Source organism: Pseudonocardia cypriaca (assembly GCF_006717045.1).
Taxonomy (GTDB): domain Bacteria; phylum Actinomycetota; class Actinomycetes; order Mycobacteriales; family Pseudonocardiaceae; genus Pseudonocardia; species Pseudonocardia cypriaca.
This window is the reverse complement of record NZ_VFPH01000003.1, coordinates 1,000,930-1,023,774: the sequence shown is the minus strand read 5'-3', so window position 1 is coordinate 1,023,774 and position 22,845 is coordinate 1,000,930. Positions and strand designations below refer to the sequence as shown.

The window sequence follows — 22,845 nt, the reverse complement described above, 5'->3', positions numbered from 1 at the left end:
GTTAACCGAGCATGGCGTTCGTGCTCCTGTACCTCGTGGTCGAGATCGTCGCGCTGGTCGCGCTCGGGTCGGCGATCGGATTGGGCTGGACGCTGCTCGTGCTCATGGCCGGGTCGGTGCTCGGGCTGTGGCTCGCCCGCCGCGAGGGCGTGCGGGCCGCGCAGGCACTCGCCGAGGCGGTGAGCAACCGGCGGGTGCCCACCGCCGAGGTCACCGACGGCATGCTCGTGGCCGCGGGCGGCGTGCTGCTGTTCCTGCCCGGCCTGGTCACCGACCTCGCCGGGCTGCTACTGGTGCTGTCGCCCACCCGTGCGCTGGTGCGTCGCCGGCTGGTCCGCGCGGCGGAGGAGCGCTCCCCCGAGCTGCGCACCGCGCGCATCCGAAGCCAGGCTCCGGTGGTCGACGGCGAGGTGGTCGAGCACGACGCCCCACGGCCCGAGCGCATGGTGATCGAGGGCACGGTCGTGCCCGGCGACCCGCGCTGACCAGGGGCGGTTCACACAGTCAGCGCCCAGGTGGTGGTGCACCGCGCCGTCACCCGGACCGGCTCCGGTTCCAGGCCGAGCGCGCGCACGTCGGGGCCCGCCGCTTCGGCCGCGGCCATCCGGTAGGCCACGGGAACGCCGTGCTCCGCCGCCTCGGACAGCCGGAGGAGGGGGCCGAGGGTCGCGCCGAGTGCGTCGGCGTACCCCTCGGCGCGTGCGCGGGCGTCGGCCACGGCGCGCTTCTGCGCCTCCCGTAGTGCAGCGGCCGGGTCCGCGAGCACCCATCTCGGCCCCTGGAGATCGGTCGGCTCGGCCCCGACCAGCGCCGACAGCACGGCGTCGAGCGCGCCGACTTCGGTAACGAGCAGCGCGAGGTCCTCGCCTGCGCGGCAGCCCACGATGCGGTTGCCCCGCCACTCGTTGTGCACCCGGATACGGCGGTGCCGCACCTCCAGCCCGGGGTGCGCGAGCGCGGCCTCCGCCGCCGCCACCCGCCGGCCGAGCTCGCGCACGGCATCGGAGCGGGAGCGCGCCACGGCCGTGAAGCTGACATCGAGCTCCGCGCGGTCGCCCAGCTGCTCGTGCCAGCCGGTGCCCTCGGTCACGATCTGCGGAGCGGTCTCGGTCACAATGCCAAGGAAACCAGATCGCGCTGTATTCAGATCTCTACTCCAAGGGCAATAGGAGTGCAGACGGCGCGATGAGCAGTGGGAGGGGTACGGGATGGCTCGGCCCCTGGTGCGCCTGAGGCGGCTCGTGCGGGAAGGGCGGTCCGACGCGCCGGGGCAGGTGGTCGACGGGCTCGGCCGCATCGGGCTCGTCGGTTACGGGCTGGTGCACCTCGTCGTCGCGTGGCTCGCGCTCCACGTGGCCTTCGGCGTGCCGGACGCCCCGCCCGACGCCGTCGGTGCGGTCGGGACGATCGCGCGCACGCCGGGCGGCGTCTTCGCGCTCCTCGTGGCCGTGATCGGCCTGTTCGCGTTCGCGCTGTGGCAGCTCACGGCCGCCGCGATCGGGTTCAAGTGGGTGCACGGCAACGAGCGGCTGCGCAAGCGGGTGGGCGCGGTGATGAAATCGATCGCGGTGAGCGCGCTCGCGGGGATCGTCATCGACTACCTGGCGGGCGTCGGCTCGGCCCGCGCCACCAGCGTGCAGCAGCTGGCGGCGCACGTGCTGGAGCTCCCCGCCGGGCGGGTGCTGCTGGGGCTCGTCGCCGTCGTGCTGGTCGGGATCGCCTGCGCGATGACCTACACCGGCGTGCGCCGCACGTTCATGGGCGATCTCGACGTCAAGGCGCTCGCGCCCGGTTTGCGGAACGCGATCGAGGTGGCGGGGGCTGCCGGGCACCTCGCCCGTGCGCTCGCCATCGCGGTGGTCGGCGGTCTCGCCGGTGCGGCGGCGCTGTTCGCGGATCCGGCGTGGGCAGGCGGCCTCGACACGGCACTGCGCGCGCTGGGGAGCACCTCGGCGGGGACGTGGCTGCTCGTCGTGGTGGCCGCGGGCTTCGCCGCGTTCGGGGTGTTCTGCGTCGCGGACGCCGCCACCCGCCGCGCCTGATCGGGGATTCTCGCGCTCTCTAGCGGGGAGCCGATACTGGGGCAGAAAGGGTCATCGTCGTCACGACCGGGCGATGCCACCCCCGATCAGGTCGGCCAGCGCGGTGACGGCGTCCGCCGCGGAGGTGCGGCCGCGGTTCAGCTCGGCGGCGATCGCGTCCGCGGCGGCCAGCGCGGCGATGCAGCGCAGCCGGAGCGCGTCGGCCGGGAGACCGGAATGCGGGGCGAGGGCTGCCGCCATCACCTCCGTGTACCCGTCGAGCATCTCGTGCTGGAGCGCCTCCGCCTCGGGGTCGCCCTTCAACGCCGCCGAGACCGCGCTGAACTCCGGCATGTCGGTGGCGCATGCGAAGTACGCGGCGCTCATGACGTCGGCGACCGCGCCCGCAGTGGGTCCGGCGGTGCGCAGCGCCTCCGTCACGGCTGCCCGGTGCCGTTCCTCTAGTCGCCGGTAGAGCGCGAGCAGGAGGCCCGTGCGGGTGCCGAAGTGGTCGTACGCGATCGGCCTGCTCACCCCGGCCTCCTCCGCGAGCGTCACGAGGGTCAGGCCGTCGGCACCGTGCTCCCGCACGATCCGGAGAGCGGCGTCGAGCAGCTGCTCCCGCCGGGCCTGCTTGGACAGGCGCATCGAGGTTCCCCCTTGCGTTCCTGCGGTCAGTGTAGCTACAAAGTGTAAGTTACAAAATGTCGCTACGAGAGGGAGTGGCCAAGTGGAATCGGTACTGATCCTGGGTGGGTCCGGTCAGGCGGGCGCGGGGACGGCGGCGCTCCTGCGGCGGTGGCACCCGACGCTGCCGCTGACGATCGCGGGACGGAACATCGACCGCGCCCGCCGGGTGGCCGACGAGCTCGGCCACGCCACGGCCGTCACCGTCGACCTGACGCGCGGCGATCTCGGTCTCCCGGCAGGCGGCAGCCATTCGGCCGTGGTCGCCGCGATCTGGGACGACCACCTGCACGGGCTGCGCCACGCGCAGCAACGCGGAGTGCCGTACCTCAGCATCTCCAGCGGCCTTGTCGACATCGCGCCGGAGGTCGTCGCGGGCGCCCAGCAGCCGAGCGCATCGCCGATCCTGCTGGCCAGCCACTTCTGCGCCGGCACCGGAGTGCTCGCGGCGCTGCACGTCGCCCGGGGGTTCGACCGGGTCGACAGCATCGGCATCGGCGCCGTCCTGGACGAGCTGGACGCGGGTGGACCCGCGGGACTGGCGGACCTCGAGCGGTTGTTCACGGCCTCCTCCGCGGGACTGCGGCGTCTGGACGGCGTCTTCACCTGGCTCGCCGCGTCCGATTCGCAGGCCGAGGTACGCGCCCTGGACGGCGCGGTCCTGCCGGCCCAGAGCGTCCCGATCCTCGACGTGCCGAGCCTCGCCCACGCGACGGGAGCGCCCGACGTCCGTTTCGACTACGCGATCGGCGAGTCGGCGGGCCGGCGCCGCGGGGGAAAGCCCTCGATCGAGATCCGGATCGACGTCGAGGGGGTGGACGCGGCGGGCGCGCCGCTGCGCACCAGTCGGTACCTCGTGCACCCGGACGGGCAGCGGCCGCTCACCGCTCTCGGCGTCGCTCTCGGCGTCGAACGGCTGCTCGGTCTGCGCGGCGAGGCGCCCGCGCCGGGCATCCACACCCCGGAGTCGCTGATCGACCCGGCCTACGCGGCGTCGCGGTTGTCGGAGGTCGGCGCCTCCTTCGTCGACGCCTCGATTCCGGAGTATCGCGGTGTCTAGCGATTGCCCGAGACTGTTTTAGAGCAGGCGATCGGCGACACGCCATCGCTCTCGATAGCCGCTTCTACGGTCTGGGCAAGATCCGCCGATACCGTCCGATGGATGGACCCCGTGCGCAACCCGTTCGCGCCCGGCGCGGGCCAGCGGCCCCCCGAGCTCGCCGGCCGCGACAAGGAGCTCGACGCGTTCGAGATCGTGCTGGAGCGGGTGGCCCGCGGCCGGCCGGAGCGCAGCCTCGTGCTGACGGGGCTGCGCGGGGTCGGCAAGACCGTGTTGCTCGGCGAGCTGCGGTCGATGGCGATGCGGGCCGGGTGGGGGGCCGGCAAGATCGAGGCGCGGCCGGACGCCGACCTGCGCCGCCCGCTCGCCGCGGCACTGCACCGGGCAATCCGCGACCTCGCCGTGCGCCACCGGGACCCGGAGCGGGCGGGCGACGATCCGGTCGACCCGGACCGCGCCGACGAGGTGCTCGGTGTGCTGAAGGCGTTCGCGATGCGTTCGGCGCCCGACGGCGCGAAGCTGCGCGAACGCTGGCAGCCCGGCATCGACGTGCCCGTCGCCAACGGCCGGGCCGACTCCGGCGACATCGAGATCGACCTCGTCGAGCTGTTCACCGAGGTGGCGGGGCTCGCCCAGGAGGTCGGTTCCGGGGTGGCCGTGCTCATCGACGAGATGCAGGACCTGCGCCCGGACGACATCTCGGCGCTGTGCGCGGCGTGCCACGAGCTGTCGCAGTCCCGTGCCCCGCTCGTGGTGGTCGGGGCCGGGCTGCCGCACCTGCCCGCGGTGCTCTCGGCGTCGAAGTCCTACTCGGAGCGGCTGTTCAAGTACGTGCGGATCGGGCAGCTCGACCGGGCCGACGCCGACTTCGCGCTGCTCGCGCCCGCCGAGCGGGAGGACGCATCGTTCGACCTCGACGCGTTGGACGCCCTGTACGAGGCCTCGGGTGGCTACCCGTACTTCGTGCAGGCCTACGGGAAGGCGGCGTGGGACGCCGCTCCCCGCAGCCCGATCGGGGCGCCCGACGTCAAGCTGGCGGCGCCGGAGGCCGAGAGCGAGCTCGCCGTCGGCTTCTTCGGGTCCCGGTACGAGCGGGCGACGCCCGCGGAGCGGGAGTACCTGCGCGCGATGGCCGAGCTCTCCGAGGGCAGGGACGAGCCCGTCGGGACCGCCGGGATCGCGGATCACCTCGGCCGAAAGGCTTCATCTCTATCCCCGGCCCGTGACAGCCTGTTGAAGAAGGGGCTCGTCTTCTCGGCCCAACGGGGTCAGATCGCGTTCACCGTGCCCCACTTCGGCCGCTACCTGCTCACGCAGCCCTGATAATACTGCTCCGAACGGGTGAAACCGGCCCATATCGCGGGCACAGGTAACGGCCGGGGCCCGATGTCCGATTCCAGGTACAGCCCCGCGGCGCTGTCGGACCCCCGACCTGACAGCACCGCGGGGCTCTCCGCATCTTCGGGCCGGTCAGGGGCCTTTCAGGACCTCCTCGTAGCATCGGTCCGATGCAGGACGCCAAGCTCGAGATCCAGATGCTGCACGACCGGGTCCTCGTGAAGCCGGACTCGGCCGGGGAGCGGCGTAGCGGTGCGGGAATCGTCATCCCCGCAACCGCGGAGGTCGCCAGGCGTCTTGTCTGGGGGGAGGTGCTCGGTACGGGAGCGCACTGCCGCACCGTCAAGGTCGGCGACCGGGTGTTGTTCGCGCGCGACGACCAGTACGAGGTCGACGTGCAGGGCGCCACCTACCTGGTCCTTCGGGAACGGGAAGTGCACGCCGTCGCCACGGAGCGCACCGAGCACGGTACTGGGCTGTACCTGTGACGGACCGGGCTTCCGCCCGGTCCGATGGTTGAGGGGAAACGGACTTCAATGCCCGAGCGGCAGTCATCGCCTGGGGAGGCGACGGCTTCTCCGGAGCCGGAGATCACGGAGCACGTCAGCACCGGGGGAACGGAGAAGCCGGCGTCGGGGGACGCGGCGGATGCCGCGCAGGTGCCCTCTCCGGTCCGGACGGCCGAGCGCGCGGGCAGCGAGACCGCTCCCGCGCCGACGCCGCGCCCGACCCCGCGGCCCGCACCAGCCGGACCGCGGCCAGGTGGCGACGAGAGCCCGACGGTGCGCACGCCCACCGGGCGCGCCCCGGTACCCCGCCCCGTCGAGCAACCGAACGGTCAACCGGGCAACGGTCACGCAGACAACGGCCACGCTCCGAACGGGAAGGCCGCCAACGGCCAGGCGACGAACGGTCACGCGTCGAACGGTCAGGCCGGCGACGGGCAGGTCACCAAGGCGCAGCCCACGGTCGGCGAAGCGCCCACGGTGCGTGCAGCGGCCCAGCGGCCGTCCCCCGCGGCGCGTCCATCGGCGGAACCGCACCCGCTCGCCGATCCGCGCCCGCCCGCGGGGGCGCACCCGCTCGCCGACCCCCGCCCGTCCCCTGCGCCGCACCCGAAGGCCGATGCGCGGCCGCCCGCTGCGCCGCGCCCGTCGGTCGAGCGGCCTGCGGCCGAAGCGCGGCCTGCCCCGACCCCGCATCCGCTCGCCGACCCCCGCCCGTCCGCGGCGCCGCACCAGCGTCCGGCCGGTGAGAACCGAGCAGCCGCAGAGCAGCGGCCCGGCGAGGCCACCACGGTCGTCGTCCCGGTGGCACCCCGGCCCGTCGACGACGCCGCGGCCACCCAGATGCTGCCGCGCCGCTCGCCGGTGGCCACCGAGGAGCCGGCCACCGAGCGGATCGAGCGGATCCCGGCCATGGCGCCCCGCCCGCCGCTGCCGCCGCCCGACCTCCCCACCCGCGTCGGTCTCGGCGGTCCCGGCGACATCGACGACGGAGGACCCCCCACCGGCACCGACGGCGGCCGCAGGCCCGGCCGCGGGCGCAGGCGCGTGCTGGTGCTCGCGGCGGTGGTCGGCGCGCTCGGCGTGCTCTACGGCGCCGACCTGCTGCTGAGCTCCGGATCGATGCCGCGCGGTGTCACGGTGGCCGGCATCGGCGTGGGCGGGCTGTCGCTCGCCGACGCCGAGACGCAGCTGCGCTCGGAGATCGGCACCCGCACGGCGGGCCCGATCCCGGTCACCGTCGGCGATGCGCGCGGGGAGATCGACCCCGCGGCGGCGGGTCTGTCCATCGACTGGGAGGCCACGCTCGACCGCGCAGGCTCCCAGCCGCTGAACCCGATCACCCGGATCACGTCGTTCTTCTCGGAGCGCGAGACCGGGGTCGTCACGATCGCCGATCCCACGGCGGTGGTCCAGGCGCTGGAGCAGCTCGGGCCGGTCGTCGACCGGGATCCGGTCGAGGGCACGGTGCGGTTCGAGGGCACGCAGCCGCAGCCGGTGGACCCGCAGCCGGGCCAGCAGCTCGACGTTCCCGGGGCCAGCGAGGTCCTGCAGCGGGACTGGGCGAACGGGGGCGCGGTCGCGCTGCCGCTCACCGCGCTTCCGCCCACCACCACCGCTGAGGACGTCGCCACCGCGGTCGAGGACATCGCGCGTCCGGCGGTGGCCGCGCCGATCACGGTCGTCGGCGAGAACGGGGTGAAGGGCACGGTCACCCCGGAGGTGATCGCGGCGTCGCTGAGCTTCCAGGCCGAGAACGGCGACCTGGTGCCGCAGCTGAACCAGCAGGCGATCCAGGACGCGCTCGGGTCCCAGCTGGCCGCGTCGGAGAAGCCGGGCCGGGATGCCACGTTCGACTTCTCGAGCGGCCGTCCCGTCCTCGTTCCGTCGCAGGACGGGCGCGGCGTCGACTACCAGGCGACGGTCGCGGCGATGGTCGGTGTGCTGAGCAGCGCGGAACCCCGTGAGGTCACCGCGGTCTACGCGGAGAAGCCGGCCGAGGTCACCACCGAGGAGCTGCAGGCGCTGGGCAACCCGGAGATCATCGGCGAGTTCACGACGGGCGGGTTCGCCCCCGACTCCGGCCAGAACATCCGCCGGGCCGCCGAGCTGGTCAACGGCACGGTGGTGCAGCCGGGCGAGGTGTTCAGCCTCGACGCGGTCACCGGACCGCGCACCGCGGCCAACGGGTACGTCGAAGCCGGCGTGATCGACAACGGGCGGGCGTCCCGCGGCATCGCCGGCGGGGCCTCCCAGGTGTCCACCACGCTCTACAACGCCGCCTACTTCGCCGGCATGACGTTGCTGGAGCACAAGGCGCACAGCTTCTACATCAGCCGCTACCCGGCCGGCCGGGAGGCGACGATCGCCACCGGGGCGATCGACAACAAGTTCCGCAACGACAACAAGACGCCGATCATGATCCGCACCCGGTGGACGCCGACGTCGGTCACGGTGCAGATCTACGGACAGCGCCAGTTCGAGGTCACGGGCGAGTTCGGGCCGCGCACCAACCCGACCCAGCCCAACGAGATCACCATCCCGTCGGGAGAGGACTGCCACGCCAGCAACGGGTCCCCCGGTTTCACGATCACCGACACCCGCACCCGGCGCAACGTCGACACCGGCGAGGTCAGCAGGGAGACCATCACCACGCGCTACAACCCCGCGCCCCGCGTCGTCTGCGAGGACTAGCGGGGCACCAGGCCGTGGCTGGGGGTTCCGGAACCGGGACCTCAGTTCGTACCCTCGGTTGTTCAGCGGCGACGAGATCGGGGGTACTGAGCATGCGGATCGCTGACGTACTGCGCAGAAAGGGCACGACCGTGGCGACGGTCGGGCCCGAGGTCACGGTCACCGAACTCCTCGGCGTGCTCGCCTCCCACAACGTGGGCGCCCTGCCCGTCATCGAGAACGGCAGCCTGATCGGCATCGTCTCCGAGCGGGACGTCGTGCGGCGGCTGCACGCGGGTGGTGCATCGCTCCTCCAGGCCAAGGTGGCGGACATCATGACCACCGAGGTCACCACGTGCAGCCCGAGCGACGACGTCGGTGACCTCGCCGCCGTCATGACCTCCCGCCGCTTCCGGCACCTCCCGGTGCTCGTGAACGGTGAGCTGGCCGGCATCGTCAGCATCGGCGACCTGGTGAAGGCGCGCATCGACCTGCTGGAGTCGGAACGGGAGCAGCTGCAGAGCTACATCGCAGGCTGACCCCGTGAGTGGATACGAGTGCCGGAGCACTCGTATCCACTTCCGACGCCTGATCAGGCCGGGGTCATGGCGAGCCGCAGTCGGACGGGTGCCGCGTGCAGCTCGTGCTGCGGCAGCACGTCGGGCCCGCAGCTCGCGGTGCCGATGCCGCGGTGGGCCAGGTCCACGGTGAGCCAGACCCGGTCGCGCGGCACGAGGTCGACGGGATGCCGTGCGGCGTCGAGGTCGGCGCTGGTCCAGCGCCGCGCGGTGAACGCGAACGTCCCCGGGTCCCCTTCGCCGGTCGGCAGGGCCTCGATCCGCAGGCCGCCACCCCCGCCGGTCAGCTCGGCCCACCGCACGTCCGCCCGCCTGCCGTTCTCCTGTGGCATGACGTACGGCGTCTGGAGTGCGTCCACGGAACTGGTGAACCGGCCGATGCGCGCCGCGCGCCGCGTGTCGGGGTAGGCCTCCCCGGGCCCGCCGCCGTACCAGGTGACGCCGTCCAGCTCCGCCGGCAGCGAGCAGACGAGACCCAGCCGCGGGATCGGTGCCGGCCACTCGCCCTCCGGTTGCACGGAGACGTCGAGGAGCAGCCCGCCGCCTGCGAGCGGGACCCAGCGCATGGTGGACAGGAACCCGGCGTCGAGAGCGGCCGGCGCCGTGCGGGTGCGCACGACCACCCCACCGTCCTCGTCGCGAACGTCGACCACGCGGTGCCGCAGCCGGTGCAGGCCGATCGCCCGCCAGGCGTCGGCGGCCGAGTCGCGCGGGATCCGGTCGTTGTCGGTGGGGGCGCGCCACGCGTCGAGGCGCGGACCGTCCACCGTGAGACCTGCGAGCTCCGTGAGCACCCCGCGCACGCGGTCCAGCGCCACCGCGCCGCTGCCCGGTAGGGCCGCTCCCCGCGGGCGCTCCACCAGCCGCACCTGGCCCCAGCCGATCTCGTGGCCCGTCGGCGCCCACGGCTCGTCCCCGGCGAGTACGGCGCGCACGGTCAGCCAGGTCTCGGCGTCGCCGCCCGCCTTGGCCGGCAGGTCGAGCTCGACGCTCTCGCCCGCCGCCACGTGGGGCACGTCCAGCTCGCCCGACTCGACCTCGACCCCGTCCTCCTCGACGGCCCAGGGGAACCGCAGGTGGCCGAGGTCGAGCACCTCGTGCAGGTTGGTGACGCGCAGGCGCCCGTCGGGTGTGCCCGCGATCCGCACTGGCTCGATCACCTTGGCGAACTCGTGCAGACCCGGCGAGGGCGTGCGGTCCGGGAAGAGCAGCCCGTCCGCCACGAAGTTGCCGTCGTGCAGCTCCTCGCCGAAGTCGCCGCCGTAGCCGAAGAACTCGCGGCCCTGCGCGTCCCGGGTGCGCAGGCCGTGGTCAATCCACTCCCAGACGAAACCGCCCTGGCAACGGGGGTGGGCCTCGAACAGCTCCTGGTACTCCGTGAGCCCGCCGGGGCCGTTGCCCATCGCGTGGGCGTACTCGCAGAGCACGAACGGCGCCTCGCGCCGTGCGGCGTCCTGCACGGGGTCGACGCCGCGGGCCGGTTCCTCCCGGCGACCGATGAGGTCGGTCTCGGCCTGGGAGGCGTACATCCGGCTGTAGACGTCGGACCAGCGCCCGTCCGGGCAGTGCTCGTAGTGCACCGGACGGCCGGGGTCGCGGTCCTTCGCGTAGCGGTACATCCGCTCGAGGTTGCGGCCGGTCCAGGACTCGTTGCCGAGCGACCACATGATCACGCTGGGGTGGTTCTTGTCGCGCTCCACCATCCGGCGCATCCGGTCCTCGTACGCGTCGCCCCAGGTCGGGTCGTCGGTCGGGTTGCCGCGCCAGCCCACGTGCACGAAGCCGTGGGTCTCGAGGTCGCACTCGTCCACGACGTACAGGCCGTACTCGTCGCACAGCTCGAGGAACCGGGGGTGGGGCGGGTAGTGGCTGGTGCGCACGGCGTTGACGTTGTGCCGCTTCATGAGCAGCACGTCGTCGAGCATGTCCTGCTCGGTGACCGCGCGGCCGCGGTCGGGGTGGAACTCGTGCCGGTTCACCCCGCGCAGCAGCACCCGGTTGCCGTTGACGGTGAGCAGGCCGCCGGAGATCCGGACCGTGCGGAAGCCGACCCGCAGCTCGACGCGCTCGGCGGGCGTCACCACCGCCACGTCGTAGAGCCGGGGCACCTCGGCGCTCCACGGCTGCACGCCCTCGACCCGCACCTCCTCGCCCGCGGCGACGTCGATGCCGAGCTCCGGCACGAGCACCCGCGCGTTCGCGGGGGCCTCGACGCGCAGCATCCCGGCGCCGTCGTCGTAGCCGGCGTGCACGAACACGTCCTCCACCCCGCTCGCCGGGCGCGCCAGCAGCGAGACCTCCCGGAAGATCCCGGACATCCACCACATGTCCTGGTCCTCGAGGTAGCTCCCCGCCGACCACTGGTGCACCCGCACCGCCACCAGGTTGTCGGCCCCGGGGCGGACGACCTCGGTGACGTCGAACTCGGACGGCAGCCTGCTGCCCTGTGCGGTGCCGACCTCGTGGCCGTTCACCCACACCGCGAAGCAGGAGTCGACGCCCTCGAACCGCAGCACGATCCGCTCGCCCGCCCAGTCGGCGGGCACGGCGACCGTGCGGCGGTAGCTGCCCGTCGGGTTCTCCGTGGGCACGTGGGGCGGATCGATCGGGAAGGGGTAGCGGGTGTTGGTGTAGGCCGGCTTGCCGTAGCCGTGCAGCTGCCAGTGCGCCGGCACCGGCAGCTGCGCCCACCCCGCGTCGTCGAACCCGGGGTCGGCGAAGCCGGCCGGGGCCTCCTCCACCGTCGGGGACAGCTCGAACCGCCACTGCCCGTTGAGGCTCATCCGGGGTGCGTCCGACCGGACCGCGGCGCGGGGCGGCAGCATCCGGGCATCCGGACGCGGGTCCTCGAGATAGGGCGCGGACGTCACGGGCGGTTCCTCCTTCAGACGGGGCGTGGGGTGTACCGGCCGGTGCTGGAGCGCACGATCAGGTCGGGGACCATCCGCACCGGGATGGGCTCGGCGGCACCCGGGTGCTCGATCTGGGCGAGCAGCATCGCGACGGCGCGGCGCCCCTCGTCGACGAAGTCCTGGCGGAGGGTCGTGAGCGGCGGGATGAAGTAGGCCGCCTCGGGGATGTCGTCGAAGCCGATCACGCTGACGTCCCCCGGCACGGTGCGGCCGGCTTCGTGCAGCGCGAGCATCAGCCCGAGCGCCATCTGGTCGTTGGCGGCGAACACGGCACTCACCTCCGGATCGGCCGCGAGCACCCGCCCGGTGGCGTAGCCGGAGCGCGCGCTCCAGTCACCCTCCAGCGGCCCGTGAACCGGCGCCCCGGCCGCCTCGAGGGCCGCGCGCCAGCCCCGCACCCGGGAGCGCGCCGCCTCGAAGCGGAGCGGCCCGGAGAGGTGCCGGACCGTGGGGTGGCCGAGGTCGAGCAGGTGACGGACGGCGTTGTGGGCCCCGGCGGTCGAGTCGAACTGGAAGCCGGCCGCCACGGCGTCCAGACCACCGCACAGGACCATCAGCGGGACGGTGGGCGGCATGGCGCGCAGCGCGGCGGCGGCGTCCACCTCGGGGTCGATCGCCAGGATGCCCTCGACGCGCTGCGCGGCCATGCGCTCGACGGCGGACAGCGCGGAGGCGCGGTCGAAGCGCGACAGGCTCTCGGTGCTCACCGAGTAACCCGCGTCGCGCACGGCCGTCTCGACGCCCCGCAGGGTGGTGGCCGGCCCGTACAGGTCCGTGCCGATCGTGACGATCCCGATCGTGCGGGACCGCCCGGAGGCGAGCGAGCGGGCGGCGGCGCTCGGCCGGTAGCCGAGCTCGCGCATCGCGGCGAGCACCCGTTCGCGGGTGGAGTGGCGCACGCCCGGCTGGTCGTTGATCACGCGGGAGACGGTCTGGTAGGAGACGCCGGCGAGCGCGGCGACGTCGACCATGACCGGCGTGCCGTGCCGCCCGGTGGCGCGGCGGGCACCGCTGTCGACCATGGTGCCTCCCGGTATCGACTGTGAACGCTCACACGATAAGGCCGCCATGCGGGTCTCAGGCAAGCAACGGCTGAGGGTCACCTCTTGACCGGCGATGTGTGAGCGCTCACACTTGCGGCCGCGACGACGCGGCGACGGTCGAGGAGGATCGGTCGATGGCAGTGGTGAGCCGTGGGGCGCCCGCCGGAGCAGGTGCCCACCCCTCCCGGCGGCGGGCCCTCACCGGGTTCCTCTTCTTCGCCCCGTTCCTGGTCGTCTTCCTCGCCACGATCGTCGCGCCGCTGGTGTACGCGCTGGGCCTGAGCCTGTTCCGGCGGCGCCTGATCGGCGGCACCACGTTCGTCGGGCTCGACAACTACCTGCGCGCCGCCACCGACCCCCAGTTCCTCGCCGGGATCGGGCGGGTCGGGCTGTTCCTGGTCATCCAGGTGCCGGTGATGCTGCTGCTGGCGCTGTTCGTCGCGCTGGCCATCGACAGCAGGCGCGTCTGGTGGCCGAAGCTCTTCCGGCTGGGCGTCTTCGTGCCCTACGCGGTGCCCTCGGTGGTCGGCGCCTTGATGTGGGGCTTCCTCTACGGCGGCCAGTTCGGCCTCACCGGGCAGCTGGCCGAGGCGTTCGGGGTGGACCCACCGGACCTGCTCGGGTCGTCGCTCATGCTCGCGTCGCTGGCCAACATCGTCACCTGGCAGTTCGTCGGCTACAACATGCTGATCCTCTACGCGGCCCTGCGCGCGATCCCGCAGGACCTCTACGACGCCGCCGAGGTGGACGGCGCAGGCGAGTTCCGGAAGGTGTGGAGCGTCAAGCTGCCCGCGCTGCGACCTGCGCTGCTGCTCGCGACGATCTTCTCGGTGATCGGCAGCTTCCAGCTCTTCACGGAGCCGAAGGTGATGACCGACCTCTCGCCCGCCGTGATCGGCACCTCGTACACGCCCAACATCTACGCCTACGAGCTGGCGTTCAACGGCCAGCTGGTCGACTACGCGGCCGCGATCTCGGTGTTGCTGGGACTGGTCACGATCGTCGTCGCCTACGTCGTGCAGCTGACCACCGCCCGACGGGAGCACATCCTGTGACCGCTGTGGAGACGACGCCCGCGCGGGCGCGCACGGTTCGGCGGTCCACCTCAGGCGGCGGGTTCCGCAACCGCAGGCCCAGCGTCGTGTTGACCGCGGTGCTGCTCGCCCTGCTGGCGTACTTCCTCCTGCCGCTGGCCTGGCTCGTGATCAACTCGACGAAGAGCACGACGGGGCTGTTCGAGAGCTTCGGCCTGTGGTTCGCGAGCGACTTCCACCTGTTCGAGAACGTCCGGGACACCCTGACCTACGACGGTGGCATCTACGGCCGCTGGTTCCTCAACACCGTCCTGTACGCGGTGGCCGGCGCCGGAGGGGCAGCGCTGCTCGCGGCGCTCGGCGGGTACGGGGTGGCGAAGTTCGACTTCCCGGGGCGGCGACTGCTGCTCGCCGGCGTGCTGGGAGCCGTGATGGTGCCGGTCACGGCACTGGCGATCCCCACCTACCTGCTGATGAGCTCGGTGGGGCTGGTCGACACCCCCTTCGCGGTGATCATCCCCTCGATGGCGAGCCCGTTCGGGCTGTACCTCATGTGGATCTACGCGGCCGCTGCCGTGCCCGACGAGCTGCTCGAAGCGGCCCGCATCGACGGGGCGGGCGAGCTGCGGATCTTCTGGTCGGTGGCCATGCGTCTGCTGGCCCCCGGCTTCGTGACGGTGCTGCTCTTCCAGCTCGTCCACGTGTGGAACAACTACTTCCTGCCGCTCATCGTCCTCAACGACCCGGCCTGGTTCCCGCTCACGGTCGGGCTGCAGCAGTGGAACGGCCAGGCCTACCAGGTCGGCGGAGCCCAAGCCGTCTTCACGATCGTCATCACGGGTTCGTTGCTGGCGATCATCCCCCTGGTCGTCGTGTTCCTCGTGCTGCAGCGGTACTGGCAGTCGGGCCTCGCGACGGGCGGGGTCAAGCAGTAACTGGAACCGCGGCGATCACCCACCCCGGGAGGACCGAACGACATGATCCGATCACGGAGCACGCTGGCGGCGGCGTCCGTCGCGCTCGCCATGGCGCTGTCCGCTTGCAGCGGCGACTCGGGTGCCGGCGGAGGCGGTGGAGGCGGCGGGACCACCTGCGACGGTCCGCTCACGTTCTGGACCTGGGTGCCGAACATCCAGTCGGCGGTGGACCTGTACGAGCAGACCCACCCCGGCACCGACGTCCAGGTGGTCAACGTCGGCCAGGGCGACGAGCACTACACGCAGCTGCGCACCGTGCTCACCGCAGGCACCGGCGCACCGGACGCCGTCCAGATGGAGTTCAAGAACATCCCCGCCTTCGTGCTCACCGAGTCGCTCGTCGACCTGCGCGAGCACGGCGCGGCGGAGCTGGAGAACCAGTTCCTGCCGTCGGCGTGGCGGCAGGTGCTGGTCGGCGAGGGGATCTACGGCATCCCGCAGGACACCGGTCCCATGGTCATGATGTACCGGAAGGACATCTTCGACAGCCTGGGCATCCCGGTCCCCACCACGTGGGACGAGTACGTCGAGGCGGGCAGGCGCATCCACGCGAGCGACCCGAACCGCTTCATCGGGCACATCGGCCCCGACGACGCGGGCGGGATCCAGAGCCTGCTGTGGCAGGCCGGTTCCCGGCCGTTCCAGCGGCAGGGGGAGACGGCGATCACCATCGACTTCTCCGACGAGGGCGCCGCCCGCTGGGCCAAGACGTTCAACACCCTGGTCTCCGAGCAGCTCGTCGAGCCGGTGCCCGGGTTCACCGACGAGTGGTACCGGGGGTTGACCGAGGGCCGCTACGCCACCTGGGTCGCCGGGGCGTGGGCGCCGACCTTCCTGCAGACCGTGATCCCGCAGACCGAGGGCCTGTGGCGGGTGGCACCGATGCCGAACTACGGCGAGCCGGTCACGGCCGAGAACGGCGGGTCCTCCGTGGCGGTCACCACGCAGAGCGAGTGCCCCGCCGCCGCGGCCGACTTCGCGAAGTGGCTGAACGGCGACCCGGCCGCGGCCAAGCTGCTGAACGAGGTCAGCCTCCTCTACCCGGCGACCAGCGGGCTCGTCGAGAGCCAGGAGTGGCTGAACGCCCCGATGCCGTTCCTCGGCGGGCAGCTGGCCAACCAGGTCTACGTCGAGTCCTCGCGGCAGGTCGCGGAGGGCTGGCAGTACACGCCGTTCCAGGACTACACCGAGAGCGTGTTCCCCGACACCGTCGGGCAGGCCATGGTCGGCCGCACCGACCTGCAGGCGGGTCTGAACGCCTGGGGTGAGCGGCTGCGCAGCTACGCCACCGAGCAGGGGTTCCAGGTCCAGGGCAGCTGATCCGACCATCGACGAACGGCGCCCGGCATCGAGCTGGGCGCCGTTCGGCGTTGCCGGGATCAGAACGCGGCTTCCGGCAGCTCCATCAGGCTGTTGTCCGTGGCCTCCAGCACCGCGCGCTGGGCGGTCAGCTGCGGCAGCACCGTCCTCGCGAAGAAGCGGGCCGCGCCCACCTTGCCCTCGTAGAAGGCCACGTCGCGGGCGGACGGCTCGCCACCGAGCGCGACGAGCGCCACGTCGGCCTGGCGAAGCAGGAGCCAGCCGATCAGCAGGTCGCCGACCGCCATCAGCAGCCGGACGGTGTTCTGCCCGACCTTGTAGAGGCTCGTCGGGTCCTCGGCCGAACCCATCAGGAAGCCGGTGAGGGTGCCCAGCATGCCCTGGACGTCGGCGAGCGCCGTGGCGAGCAGCGCCCGCTCCTCCTTGAGCCGCCCGTTGCCCGACTCCGCGTCGAGGAACGCCTTGATCTCGCCGGCCACGTACCCGATCGCCTGGCCGTTGTCGCGCACGATCTTGCGGAACAGGAAGTCCAGCGACTGGATCGCGGTGGTGCCCTCGTAGAGCGAGTCGATCTTCGCGTCGCGGATGTACTGCTCGATGGGGTAGTCCTGCAGGTAACCGGAGCCGCCGAGGGTCTGCAGCGAGAGCAGCAGCTGCTCGCTGGCGCGCTCGGAGCCCACGCCCTTGACGATCGGCAGCAGGAGGTCGTTGACGCGCTCGGCGAGCGTGGTGTCGGCGCCGCTGAACTCGCCCACCTTGACCTCGTCCTGGAAGGTGGCGGTGTAGGTGTAGAGCGCCCGCAGGCCCTCCGCGTACGACTTCTGCAGCATGAGCATGCGGCGCACGTCGGGGTGGTGCGTGATGGTCACGCGCGGGGCGGTCTTGTCGAGCTGGCGCGTGAGGTCGGCGCCCTGCACGCGCTCCTTCGCGTAGTCGAGCGCGGCGAGGTAGCCCGCCGAGAGCGTGCCGATCGCCTTCGTGCCCACCATCATCCGGGCGTACTCGATCACCTGGAACATCTGCGCGATGCCGTCGTGCACCTCGCCGAGGAGCCAACCGACGGCCGGGACACCGTGCTGGCCGAACGTCAGCTCGCAGGTCGTGGAGGCCTTGAGGCCCATCTTGTGCTCGACGCCCGTGACGAAGGCACCGTTGCGCTCGCCCGGCTCCCCGGTCTCCGGGTCGAAGTGGAACTTCGGCACGAGGAAGAGCGAGAGGCCCTTGGTGCCCGGCCTCGGCGTGATGCCGGGACCCTCGGGACGGGCCAGCACGAGGTGCATGATGTTCTCGGTGAGGTCGTGCTCACCGGAGGTGATGAAGCGCTTGACGCCGTCGAGGTGCCAGGTGCCGTCCGGCTGCTGCACCGCCTTGGTCCGGCCGGCCCCGACGTCGGATCCGGCGTCGGGCTCGGTGAGCACCATCGTGGCGCCCCACCCGCGGTCGATCATCAGCTCGGCCCAGCGCTTCTGCTGCTCGGTGCCGTTGCGGTGCACCACGGCGGCGAAGTTGGGGCCCGCCATGTACATGAAGGCGGCGGGGTTCGACCCGAGGATCAGCTCGGACGCGGCCCACTGCACGGTGGCCGGGATGCCGTAGCCGCCGAGGTCGGCCGGCAGGCTGATCCGCCACCACTCGCCATCCCACAGCGCGCGGTAGCTGTCCTTCAGCGACTGGGGCAGCGTGACGGAGTGGGTGGCCGGGTCGAAGACCGGCGGGTTGCGGTCGGCGTCGACGAACGACTCCGCGAGCGGACCGGTTGCCACGGCGTTCAGCTCGGTCAGCACGCCGCGCACCGTGTCGGTGTCGACGCTGTCGAAGGGTGCGGTGCCGAGCCGGTCCTGCACCCGGAAGACCTCGAACAGATTGAACTCGAGGTCCCGCAGGTTGCTCCTGAAGTGGCCCATCGTGCATCGCTCCTCAGCAGGGTGGGACGGCCTACTCGTCGGTAACCTCAAGGGTATTACTCATCGGTAACCTCGGCAAGGCACGAGTGGCCTGAAGGGCCCGCGAGCCGCCGGAGCGGAAGCGGAGGCAGTTCGACACGGCCCGACCGGGCGATCACACCTTCGAGCAGCAGCGTTGTGTCCGGCGTTTGCATCGCTCATCGTTCGGCGATCAACAAAACGCGATCAACGCGGCGACCGTCGATGGGAGGGCGAGGTGTGGTTTCCGGCTGCGTCCCGCCGCAGCGTCCTCCTCGGCGGGCTCGTCCTCACCGGGACGATCGCCGGCCTGGTCCGGCCGGCCGCCGCGTGGGCGGCGCAACCGGGGTTCAAGGTCCCGCCGATCATCGGTTGCGACGCGTGGGGCGCACGCCCGGCGTCGGACGTCGTCCCGGTATGGGACCAGCGGCCGGTGCGGATCATCGCGCACCACACCGCCACCGCCAACGTCGAGGACTACAGCCGTGCCGGCGCCGAGGCCGTCGCCCGCAAGATCCAGGACTTCCACATGGACCGGCGCGCCTGGATCGACACCGGGCAGAACTTCACGATCAGCCGCGGCGGATACGTCCTGGAGGGTCGCCACCGCAGCCTCGAGGTGCTGCGCGGAGGCCGCCAGCACGTCGAGGGGGCGCACTGCACCGGGCAGAACGTCGAGTCCGTCGGGATCGAGAACGAGGGCACGTACTCGACCGTCACGCCGCCCGACAAGCTGTGGGCCCGGCTGCGGGACATGTGCGCCTACATCTGCAACCAGTACGGGATCCCGCCGACCGAGATCGCCGGGCACCGCGACTTCAAGGACACGCTCTGCCCCGGTGACGCGTTCTACGCGATGTTGCCGCAGCTGCGCACCGAGGTGGCGAACCTGCTCGGGGAGCAACTGTCCGAGCGGGCCGCCCGGCGGGCGTCGTGGCCGCTGCTGCGTCCCGACAGCACCGGTCCGGCAGTGGAGGCGGCCCAGCACCTCCTGCGCGCCGCCGGCCTCGTCGACGTGCAGCCGGACGGCCACTTCGGCGAACGAACGGCCGCGGCCGTCCGGAAGTACCAGCAGGCCAACCGCACCGAGGAGGTCAACGGGCTGATCGGCGGGGAGACGTGGCCGTTGCTCGTGACCGCGCGGGGTGCCGACCAGGACGAGGTCGCGCTCGCCGTGCGGGCCGTCACGCCCGGCGGCGCCGTACGCGCATCCGCGCTACCCGGAATGGACGAGTGGAAGCGCCTGTTGAGCGCCGACCGCCGCCCGTGACCCCGCTCGCCGCACCGGCGCCACCAGCGCGATCGCCCGGACGGAGTCTTGCGTGCTGGTGATCGTGCCACTCACCTGATCGGGGAGGACCGCTGGGCACACGCCGCAACCGGCGGAGATCGATGGTTGCAGGTCGCTGAGTAACCTCCGATCAGTGTCGACGCGTACCCAGCCGGCGCCGCGGGCTCCGGAGAGGCTGCTCACGGGCTCGCCCGTGGCGCGTCGACTCGTGCACGAGGCGGCTGCGCGCTCCGCGTCGACGCGCCGGGTGGACGTGATCGGTCCGGGCGGGCACGGCAAGACCGTGTTGCTCGACGCGCTCGCCGCGGCGTTCGCCGCCGCGGGCCTCAGGGTCCACCGGGACTTCGCCGGCGTCGTGGAGCTGGGCGCCGACGACGCGCTCCTGCTGGACGACGCCCACCTGCTCCCGGCCGACGAGCTGGAGCGGCTCGCGGCGCTCGCCGCTGCACCCGGTGGGCACCTGGTGGTGGCGCACCGGCCGTGGCCGCGCCCGCCCGGCACCGCGGCGCTCGGCAGCGCGCTCGCGGCCACCCGTCCGCCCGTCGTGCTGGAGGCGCTCGACCGCACCGGCGTCGCGGCGCGTGCCGCACTGCTGCTGGGCGGCGACCTTCCGTCGGCGGAGCTGGTGGACCACGTGTTCGAGCAGACCGCGGGCCTGCCGAGGCTGGTCGACCGGCTGCTCGCCGCGCTCGTGGAGCGGGCCGGGCCCGACCGCGCTCGAGGTGTGCCGCTGCCCCTCGAGCCGCCGGCGGGCCTGCTGGTGCAGCTCGGATACCTCGTGCAGGGGCTCGGCGACGGGGTGGGTGGCCTGTTGCTGGCGCGCGCGCTCGGTGCCCCCCTGGAGTCCGAGGTGCTCGTTCCGCTGCTGGGCCTCTCCCCCGACGACGTCGCGCCCGAGCTCGACGAGCTGCTGGAGGCCGCGCGGGCGGCGGGGATGCTCACCGGCGACGGCAAGGCCGTGCCGCTCGTCTCGGCCACGGTGCTCGCGCGCACCCCGCAGGCCTCCCGCGTGGAGCTGCGACGCACCCTCGCCGAGATCGAGCTCGACCGCGGCGGCAACGTGCTCGAGGCGGCCCGCGGCCTGCTCGGCACGGGTGCGAGCGGGTCACGCGTTGCGGCCGTGTTCACCACGGCGGCCGAGGAGGCGCTGCGCGTCGGCTCGCCGGCCGCGGGTGAGTTGTTCGACGCGGCCGTGCAGGCAGGCGGCTCCGCGCTCGGTCTCGCGGCCGGCCGGGCCGAGGCCGCAGTGCTCACCGGAGACCTCGACCTCGCCCTCACCCAGGCCGACCAGGTGCTGTCCGATCCCGATCAGCTGCCATCCGCGGACGCGGTCCGGGCCGGCACGGTGGCCGCCGCCGTGCTCGCCCACCGCGGGATGCTCGCCCGCAGCGCGGAGCTGTACCGGTGGATGAGCACGGTGCTGGAGCCCTCGGGCACCACCGCCGTACGCGCGGTGCCGGCGCTCATCGGCACGGGGGCGCTCGACGAGGCCGGCAAGATGCTGCACGCGTCCGCTGCCGTGAACGGCGGCCCGGTGCGCCCCCCGACCTTGCTGGCCGGCGCCGAGGAGCTGATGGCCCAGGGCGTCTACGACTCGGTGGCCGGATCGCCGACCGCGGCGCTGTCGCAGCTGACGCGCGCGGCGTCGCTGCTGGAGGCCTCGCAGCGGGCGGCACTGCTCCCCGACACCCCGGCCGCGCTGGCGGCGCTGGTCGCCGTGCACTGCGGTGAGCTCGACGTGGCGCAGTCGGTGCTGGAACGCGCCCTGCGGGTCGGGCTGGGCGGCCGCGGGTCGGTCACCCGCCACCGCCTCCTCCTCGGTTGGATCGCGCTGTTCCGCGGGGCCACGGGCGCCGCGCGCTCGGCGCTCGCCCTCGCCTCACCGCCCGGTGCCGTCCTCGAACCGCGGGACGAGCTGCTGGCGGCCGCCCTCGACGTCGCGCTCGCCCGGCGGGCCGGCGACCTCGCCGTGCTCATGACGGCCTGGGGCCGGGCGCGGGAGGCGATCGTGCGCCACCCGGTGGACCTGTTCGTGCTGCAGCAGCTCGGTGAGCTGTGGGTGGCCGCCACCCGGCTGAGGGAGTCGAGCTGGGTGCGCCCCCACCTCGACGAGGCCACCGACCTGCTCTCCCGGCTCGGCGACCCCGCGCTGTGGGCGGCGCCGCTGCACTGGGCGGGCCTGCAGGCCGCGATCCTGTCCGAGAGCCGCGAGGCGGCGAAGCGGCACGCCGCGGCGCTGGAGGCAGCCGCCGACGGCAGCCGGTACGCAGCCGCGATGGCCGCCGCCGCCCAGCACTGGGTACGGCTCCTCGACGGCGAGGTCGACCCAGCGGGCGTAGAGGCCGCCGCCCGTGGCCTGCACGCCGTCGGAATGGCCTGGGAGGGCGGCAAGCTCGCGGGCCAGGCGGCGATCCGCACCCACGACCGCAAGGCGATGACAGCGTTGCTCGGGTGCGCCCGCGCGCTGCAGAGTACGGGCCCGGCGGCCCGCGCCGTCGCCGTGGAGGCCGACACCGACGGCGACGCCCGGACCATCCCCGCCACCGCCGCGGAGGCCGAACAGCTCCTGCCGGACGCCACCTCGGACGGAGTCGACGGCCCGCTGAGCGACCGCGAACGGGAGGTCGCAGGCCTGGTGCTGGAGGGCCTGACCTACCGGCAGATCGGCGAACGGCTGTTCATCTCGGCCAAGACCGTCGAGCACCACGTCGCGCGGATGCGCCAGCGACTCGGCTCGGGCAGCCGGGGCGAGCTGTTCGCCCACCTGCGCCAGATCGTCGGGCCGGGTACCGAGGCCTGAGGAGCCGGGGCGAAGCCGAGCAGGCCGCCCGCCCGCGCCCGTTGTCCTGCTGGATCGTCAAGCCTCCGCGTGGGCCTCCAACAGGCGGCGCGGCCGTGCTCGCTGCGTTCCGATGCTCCTATGGAGCTCCAGTGGCTGGTCCAAGGTCTTTTCGGGTCTGGGTGGGGCGGCGTGGACCACGCGGGCGATGTGGCGACGCCACAGTCCAGGGCCACCCCTCGCTGGGCCTTCGGTGGCGCCGCGCATCGTGCGGGGCCGCCCCTCACGCCTCAAGGGCGCTGCGCGTCGCTGCCGCGATCGCTACGCGACCCTTGACCCGCGAGCCTCTACGGCCCCTTCCGGGCCCGCTTCGCGGGCAGGCCACCGGCCAGCCCCTTCGGCGCGCGACGCCACCGAAGCCGGTCTCACCACGATAATCGAGGCTTCCCTCCCACAGAAACGGGCAAAACGGCCGAGGAAGTCGGTCACACACCGACTTCGGTGCTCACACACCGACTGCAATCGGTGTGTCAGCGCAGAAGTCGGTGTGCGAGCGCAGGAAGATGCCCGACACCGGCCTCCTGGCGGCGCCGCGCGCCCAAGGGGCAGGCCCTTGGGCCTGCCCGCACTGCTTGCCCTGAGGGGCGGCCCCGCACAATGCGCGGCGCCGCCAGGAGGCCCTGGAAAGGCAGGCTTCGAGACCT

Annotated in this window: 17 protein-coding genes; 12 read left to right on the top strand and 5 right to left on the bottom strand. The window is 72.9% G+C overall.

Going from position 1 to position 22,845, the window contains the following annotated elements:
• The first annotated feature begins 11 nt into the window (after positions 1-11).
• On the top strand, positions 12-485 hold the full coding sequence (locus FB388_RS36365) for an FxsA family protein (protein ID WP_142107196.1): 474 nt from the start codon (positions 12-14) through the stop codon (positions 483-485).
• A gap of 11 nt (positions 486-496) precedes the next feature.
• Here the strand turns inward: FB388_RS36365 and FB388_RS36360 are convergent, their stop codons facing one another.
• Positions 497-1,114 carry an SIMPL domain-containing protein gene (locus FB388_RS36360; protein WP_246122726.1) on the bottom strand — a complete coding sequence of 206 codons (618 nt, stop codon included), beginning with the start codon at positions 1,112-1,114 and terminating at the stop codon, positions 497-499.
• A 94-nt stretch (positions 1,115-1,208) separates the two neighbouring features.
• On the opposite strand from FB388_RS36360, the gene FB388_RS36355 reads away from it, so the two are divergent.
• The gene (locus FB388_RS36355) at positions 1,209-2,042 is read left to right on the top strand and encodes a DUF1206 domain-containing protein (protein WP_142107194.1); all 834 of its coding nucleotides are present in this window, start codon (positions 1,209-1,211) and stop codon (positions 2,040-2,042) included.
• 60 nt (positions 2,043-2,102) lie between these two features.
• On the opposite strand, the gene FB388_RS36350 is transcribed toward FB388_RS36355, so the two are convergent.
• The gene (locus FB388_RS36350) at positions 2,103-2,669 is read right to left on the bottom strand and encodes a TetR/AcrR family transcriptional regulator (protein WP_142107193.1); all 567 of its coding nucleotides are present in this window, start codon (positions 2,667-2,669) and stop codon (positions 2,103-2,105) included.
• Positions 2,670-2,751: 82 nt separating this feature from the next.
• Here FB388_RS36350 and FB388_RS36345 point away from each other — a divergent pair, with 82 nt between their 5' ends.
• The 5 genes from FB388_RS36345 (at position 2,752) to FB388_RS36325 (ending at position 8,824) form a co-directional block, all read left to right on the top strand.
• Positions 2,752-3,768: a saccharopine dehydrogenase family protein gene (locus FB388_RS36345; RefSeq protein ID WP_142107192.1), complete on the top strand. Its 1,017-nt coding sequence runs from the start codon at positions 2,752-2,754 to the stop codon at positions 3,766-3,768.
• A 102-nt stretch (positions 3,769-3,870) separates the two neighbouring features.
• On the top strand, positions 3,871-5,091 hold the full coding sequence (locus tag FB388_RS36340) for an ATP-binding protein (RefSeq protein WP_142107191.1): 1,221 nt from the start codon (positions 3,871-3,873) through the stop codon (positions 5,089-5,091).
• A gap of 185 nt (positions 5,092-5,276) precedes the next feature.
• A complete protein-coding gene (locus FB388_RS36335; protein WP_142107190.1) occupies positions 5,277-5,594 on the top strand; it encodes a GroES family chaperonin in 318 nt (105 codons plus the stop codon).
• Between the two features lie 294 nt (positions 5,595-5,888).
• Positions 5,889-8,306 carry a VanW family protein gene (locus FB388_RS36330; protein ID WP_211362440.1) on the top strand — a complete coding sequence of 806 codons (2,418 nt, stop codon included), beginning with the start codon at positions 5,889-5,891 and terminating at the stop codon, positions 8,304-8,306.
• Between the two features lie 92 nt (positions 8,307-8,398).
• The gene (locus tag FB388_RS36325; RefSeq protein ID WP_142107189.1) at positions 8,399-8,824 is read left to right on the top strand and encodes a CBS domain-containing protein; all 426 of its coding nucleotides are present in this window, start codon (positions 8,399-8,401) and stop codon (positions 8,822-8,824) included.
• Positions 8,825-8,877: 53 nt separating this feature from the next.
• On the opposite strand, the gene FB388_RS36320 is transcribed toward FB388_RS36325, so the two are convergent.
• Together FB388_RS36320 and FB388_RS36315 are read right to left on the bottom strand one after the other, a co-directional pair.
• Positions 8,878-11,733, bottom strand: coding sequence for a glycoside hydrolase family 2 TIM barrel-domain containing protein (locus FB388_RS36320; RefSeq protein ID WP_246122724.1), 2,856 nt, complete (start codon positions 11,731-11,733; stop codon positions 8,878-8,880).
• Positions 11,734-11,747: 14 nt separating this feature from the next.
• Entirely contained in the window at positions 11,748-12,797 is a 1,050-nt protein-coding gene (locus tag FB388_RS36315) for a LacI family DNA-binding transcriptional regulator (RefSeq protein WP_142107188.1), read from the bottom strand.
• Between the two features lie 155 nt (positions 12,798-12,952).
• On the opposite strand from FB388_RS36315, the gene FB388_RS36310 reads away from it, so the two are divergent.
• The 3 genes from FB388_RS36310 (at position 12,953) to FB388_RS36300 (ending at position 16,149) form a co-directional block, all read left to right on the top strand.
• The gene (locus tag FB388_RS36310) at positions 12,953-13,873 is read left to right on the top strand and encodes a carbohydrate ABC transporter permease (protein WP_142107187.1); all 921 of its coding nucleotides are present in this window, start codon (positions 12,953-12,955) and stop codon (positions 13,871-13,873) included.
• 86 nt (positions 13,874-13,959) lie between these two features.
• Entirely contained in the window at positions 13,960-14,787 is an 828-nt protein-coding gene (locus tag FB388_RS36305; RefSeq protein WP_246122872.1) for a carbohydrate ABC transporter permease, read from the top strand.
• 42 nt (positions 14,788-14,829) lie between these two features.
• Positions 14,830-16,149 (top strand): ABC transporter substrate-binding protein, encoded by a 1,320-nt coding sequence (locus FB388_RS36300; RefSeq protein WP_142107185.1) that lies wholly within the window; start codon positions 14,830-14,832, stop codon positions 16,147-16,149.
• A gap of 59 nt (positions 16,150-16,208) precedes the next feature.
• On the opposite strand, the gene FB388_RS36295 is transcribed toward FB388_RS36300, so the two are convergent.
• Positions 16,209-18,053, bottom strand: coding sequence for an acyl-CoA dehydrogenase (locus tag FB388_RS36295; protein ID WP_142107184.1), 1,845 nt, complete (start codon positions 18,051-18,053; stop codon positions 16,209-16,211).
• Positions 18,054-18,309: 256 nt separating this feature from the next.
• Here FB388_RS36295 and FB388_RS36290 point away from each other — a divergent pair, with 256 nt between their 5' ends.
• Entirely contained in the window at positions 18,310-19,341 is a 1,032-nt protein-coding gene (locus FB388_RS36290; protein ID WP_142107183.1) for a peptidoglycan recognition protein family protein, read from the top strand.
• Positions 19,342-19,495: 154 nt separating this feature from the next.
• Positions 19,496-22,162, top strand: a complete 2,667-nt coding sequence (locus FB388_RS36285; protein WP_142107182.1) for a LuxR C-terminal-related transcriptional regulator — start codon at positions 19,496-19,498, stop codon at positions 22,160-22,162.
• Positions 22,163-22,845 lie beyond the last annotated feature (683 nt).

Excerpts from the sequence above, each read along its gene's own strand:
- FB388_RS36365 (WP_142107196.1), top strand. The coding sequence starts at position 12 with ATGGCGTTCGTGCTCCTGTACCTCGTGGTCGAGATCGTCGCGCTGGTC.
- FB388_RS36355 (WP_142107194.1), top strand. The coding sequence starts at position 1,209 with ATGGCTCGGCCCCTGGTGCGCCTGAGGCGGCTCGTGCGGGAAGGGCGG.
- FB388_RS36350 (WP_142107193.1), bottom strand. The coding sequence starts at position 2,669 with ATGCGCCTGTCCAAGCAGGCCCGGCGGGAGCAGCTGCTCGACGCCGCT.
- FB388_RS36340 (WP_142107191.1), top strand. The coding sequence starts at position 3,871 with ATGGACCCCGTGCGCAACCCGTTCGCGCCCGGCGCGGGCCAGCGGCCC.
- FB388_RS36335 (WP_142107190.1), top strand. The coding sequence starts at position 5,277 with ATGCAGGACGCCAAGCTCGAGATCCAGATGCTGCACGACCGGGTCCTC.
- FB388_RS36325 (WP_142107189.1), top strand. The coding sequence starts at position 8,399 with ATGCGGATCGCTGACGTACTGCGCAGAAAGGGCACGACCGTGGCGACG.
- FB388_RS36315 (WP_142107188.1), bottom strand. The coding sequence starts at position 12,797 with ATGGTCGACAGCGGTGCCCGCCGCGCCACCGGGCGGCACGGCACGCCG.
- FB388_RS36310 (WP_142107187.1), top strand. The coding sequence starts at position 12,953 with ATGGCAGTGGTGAGCCGTGGGGCGCCCGCCGGAGCAGGTGCCCACCCC.
- FB388_RS36300 (WP_142107185.1), top strand. The coding sequence starts at position 14,830 with ATGATCCGATCACGGAGCACGCTGGCGGCGGCGTCCGTCGCGCTCGCC.
- FB388_RS36295 (WP_142107184.1), bottom strand. The coding sequence starts at position 18,053 with ATGGGCCACTTCAGGAGCAACCTGCGGGACCTCGAGTTCAATCTGTTC.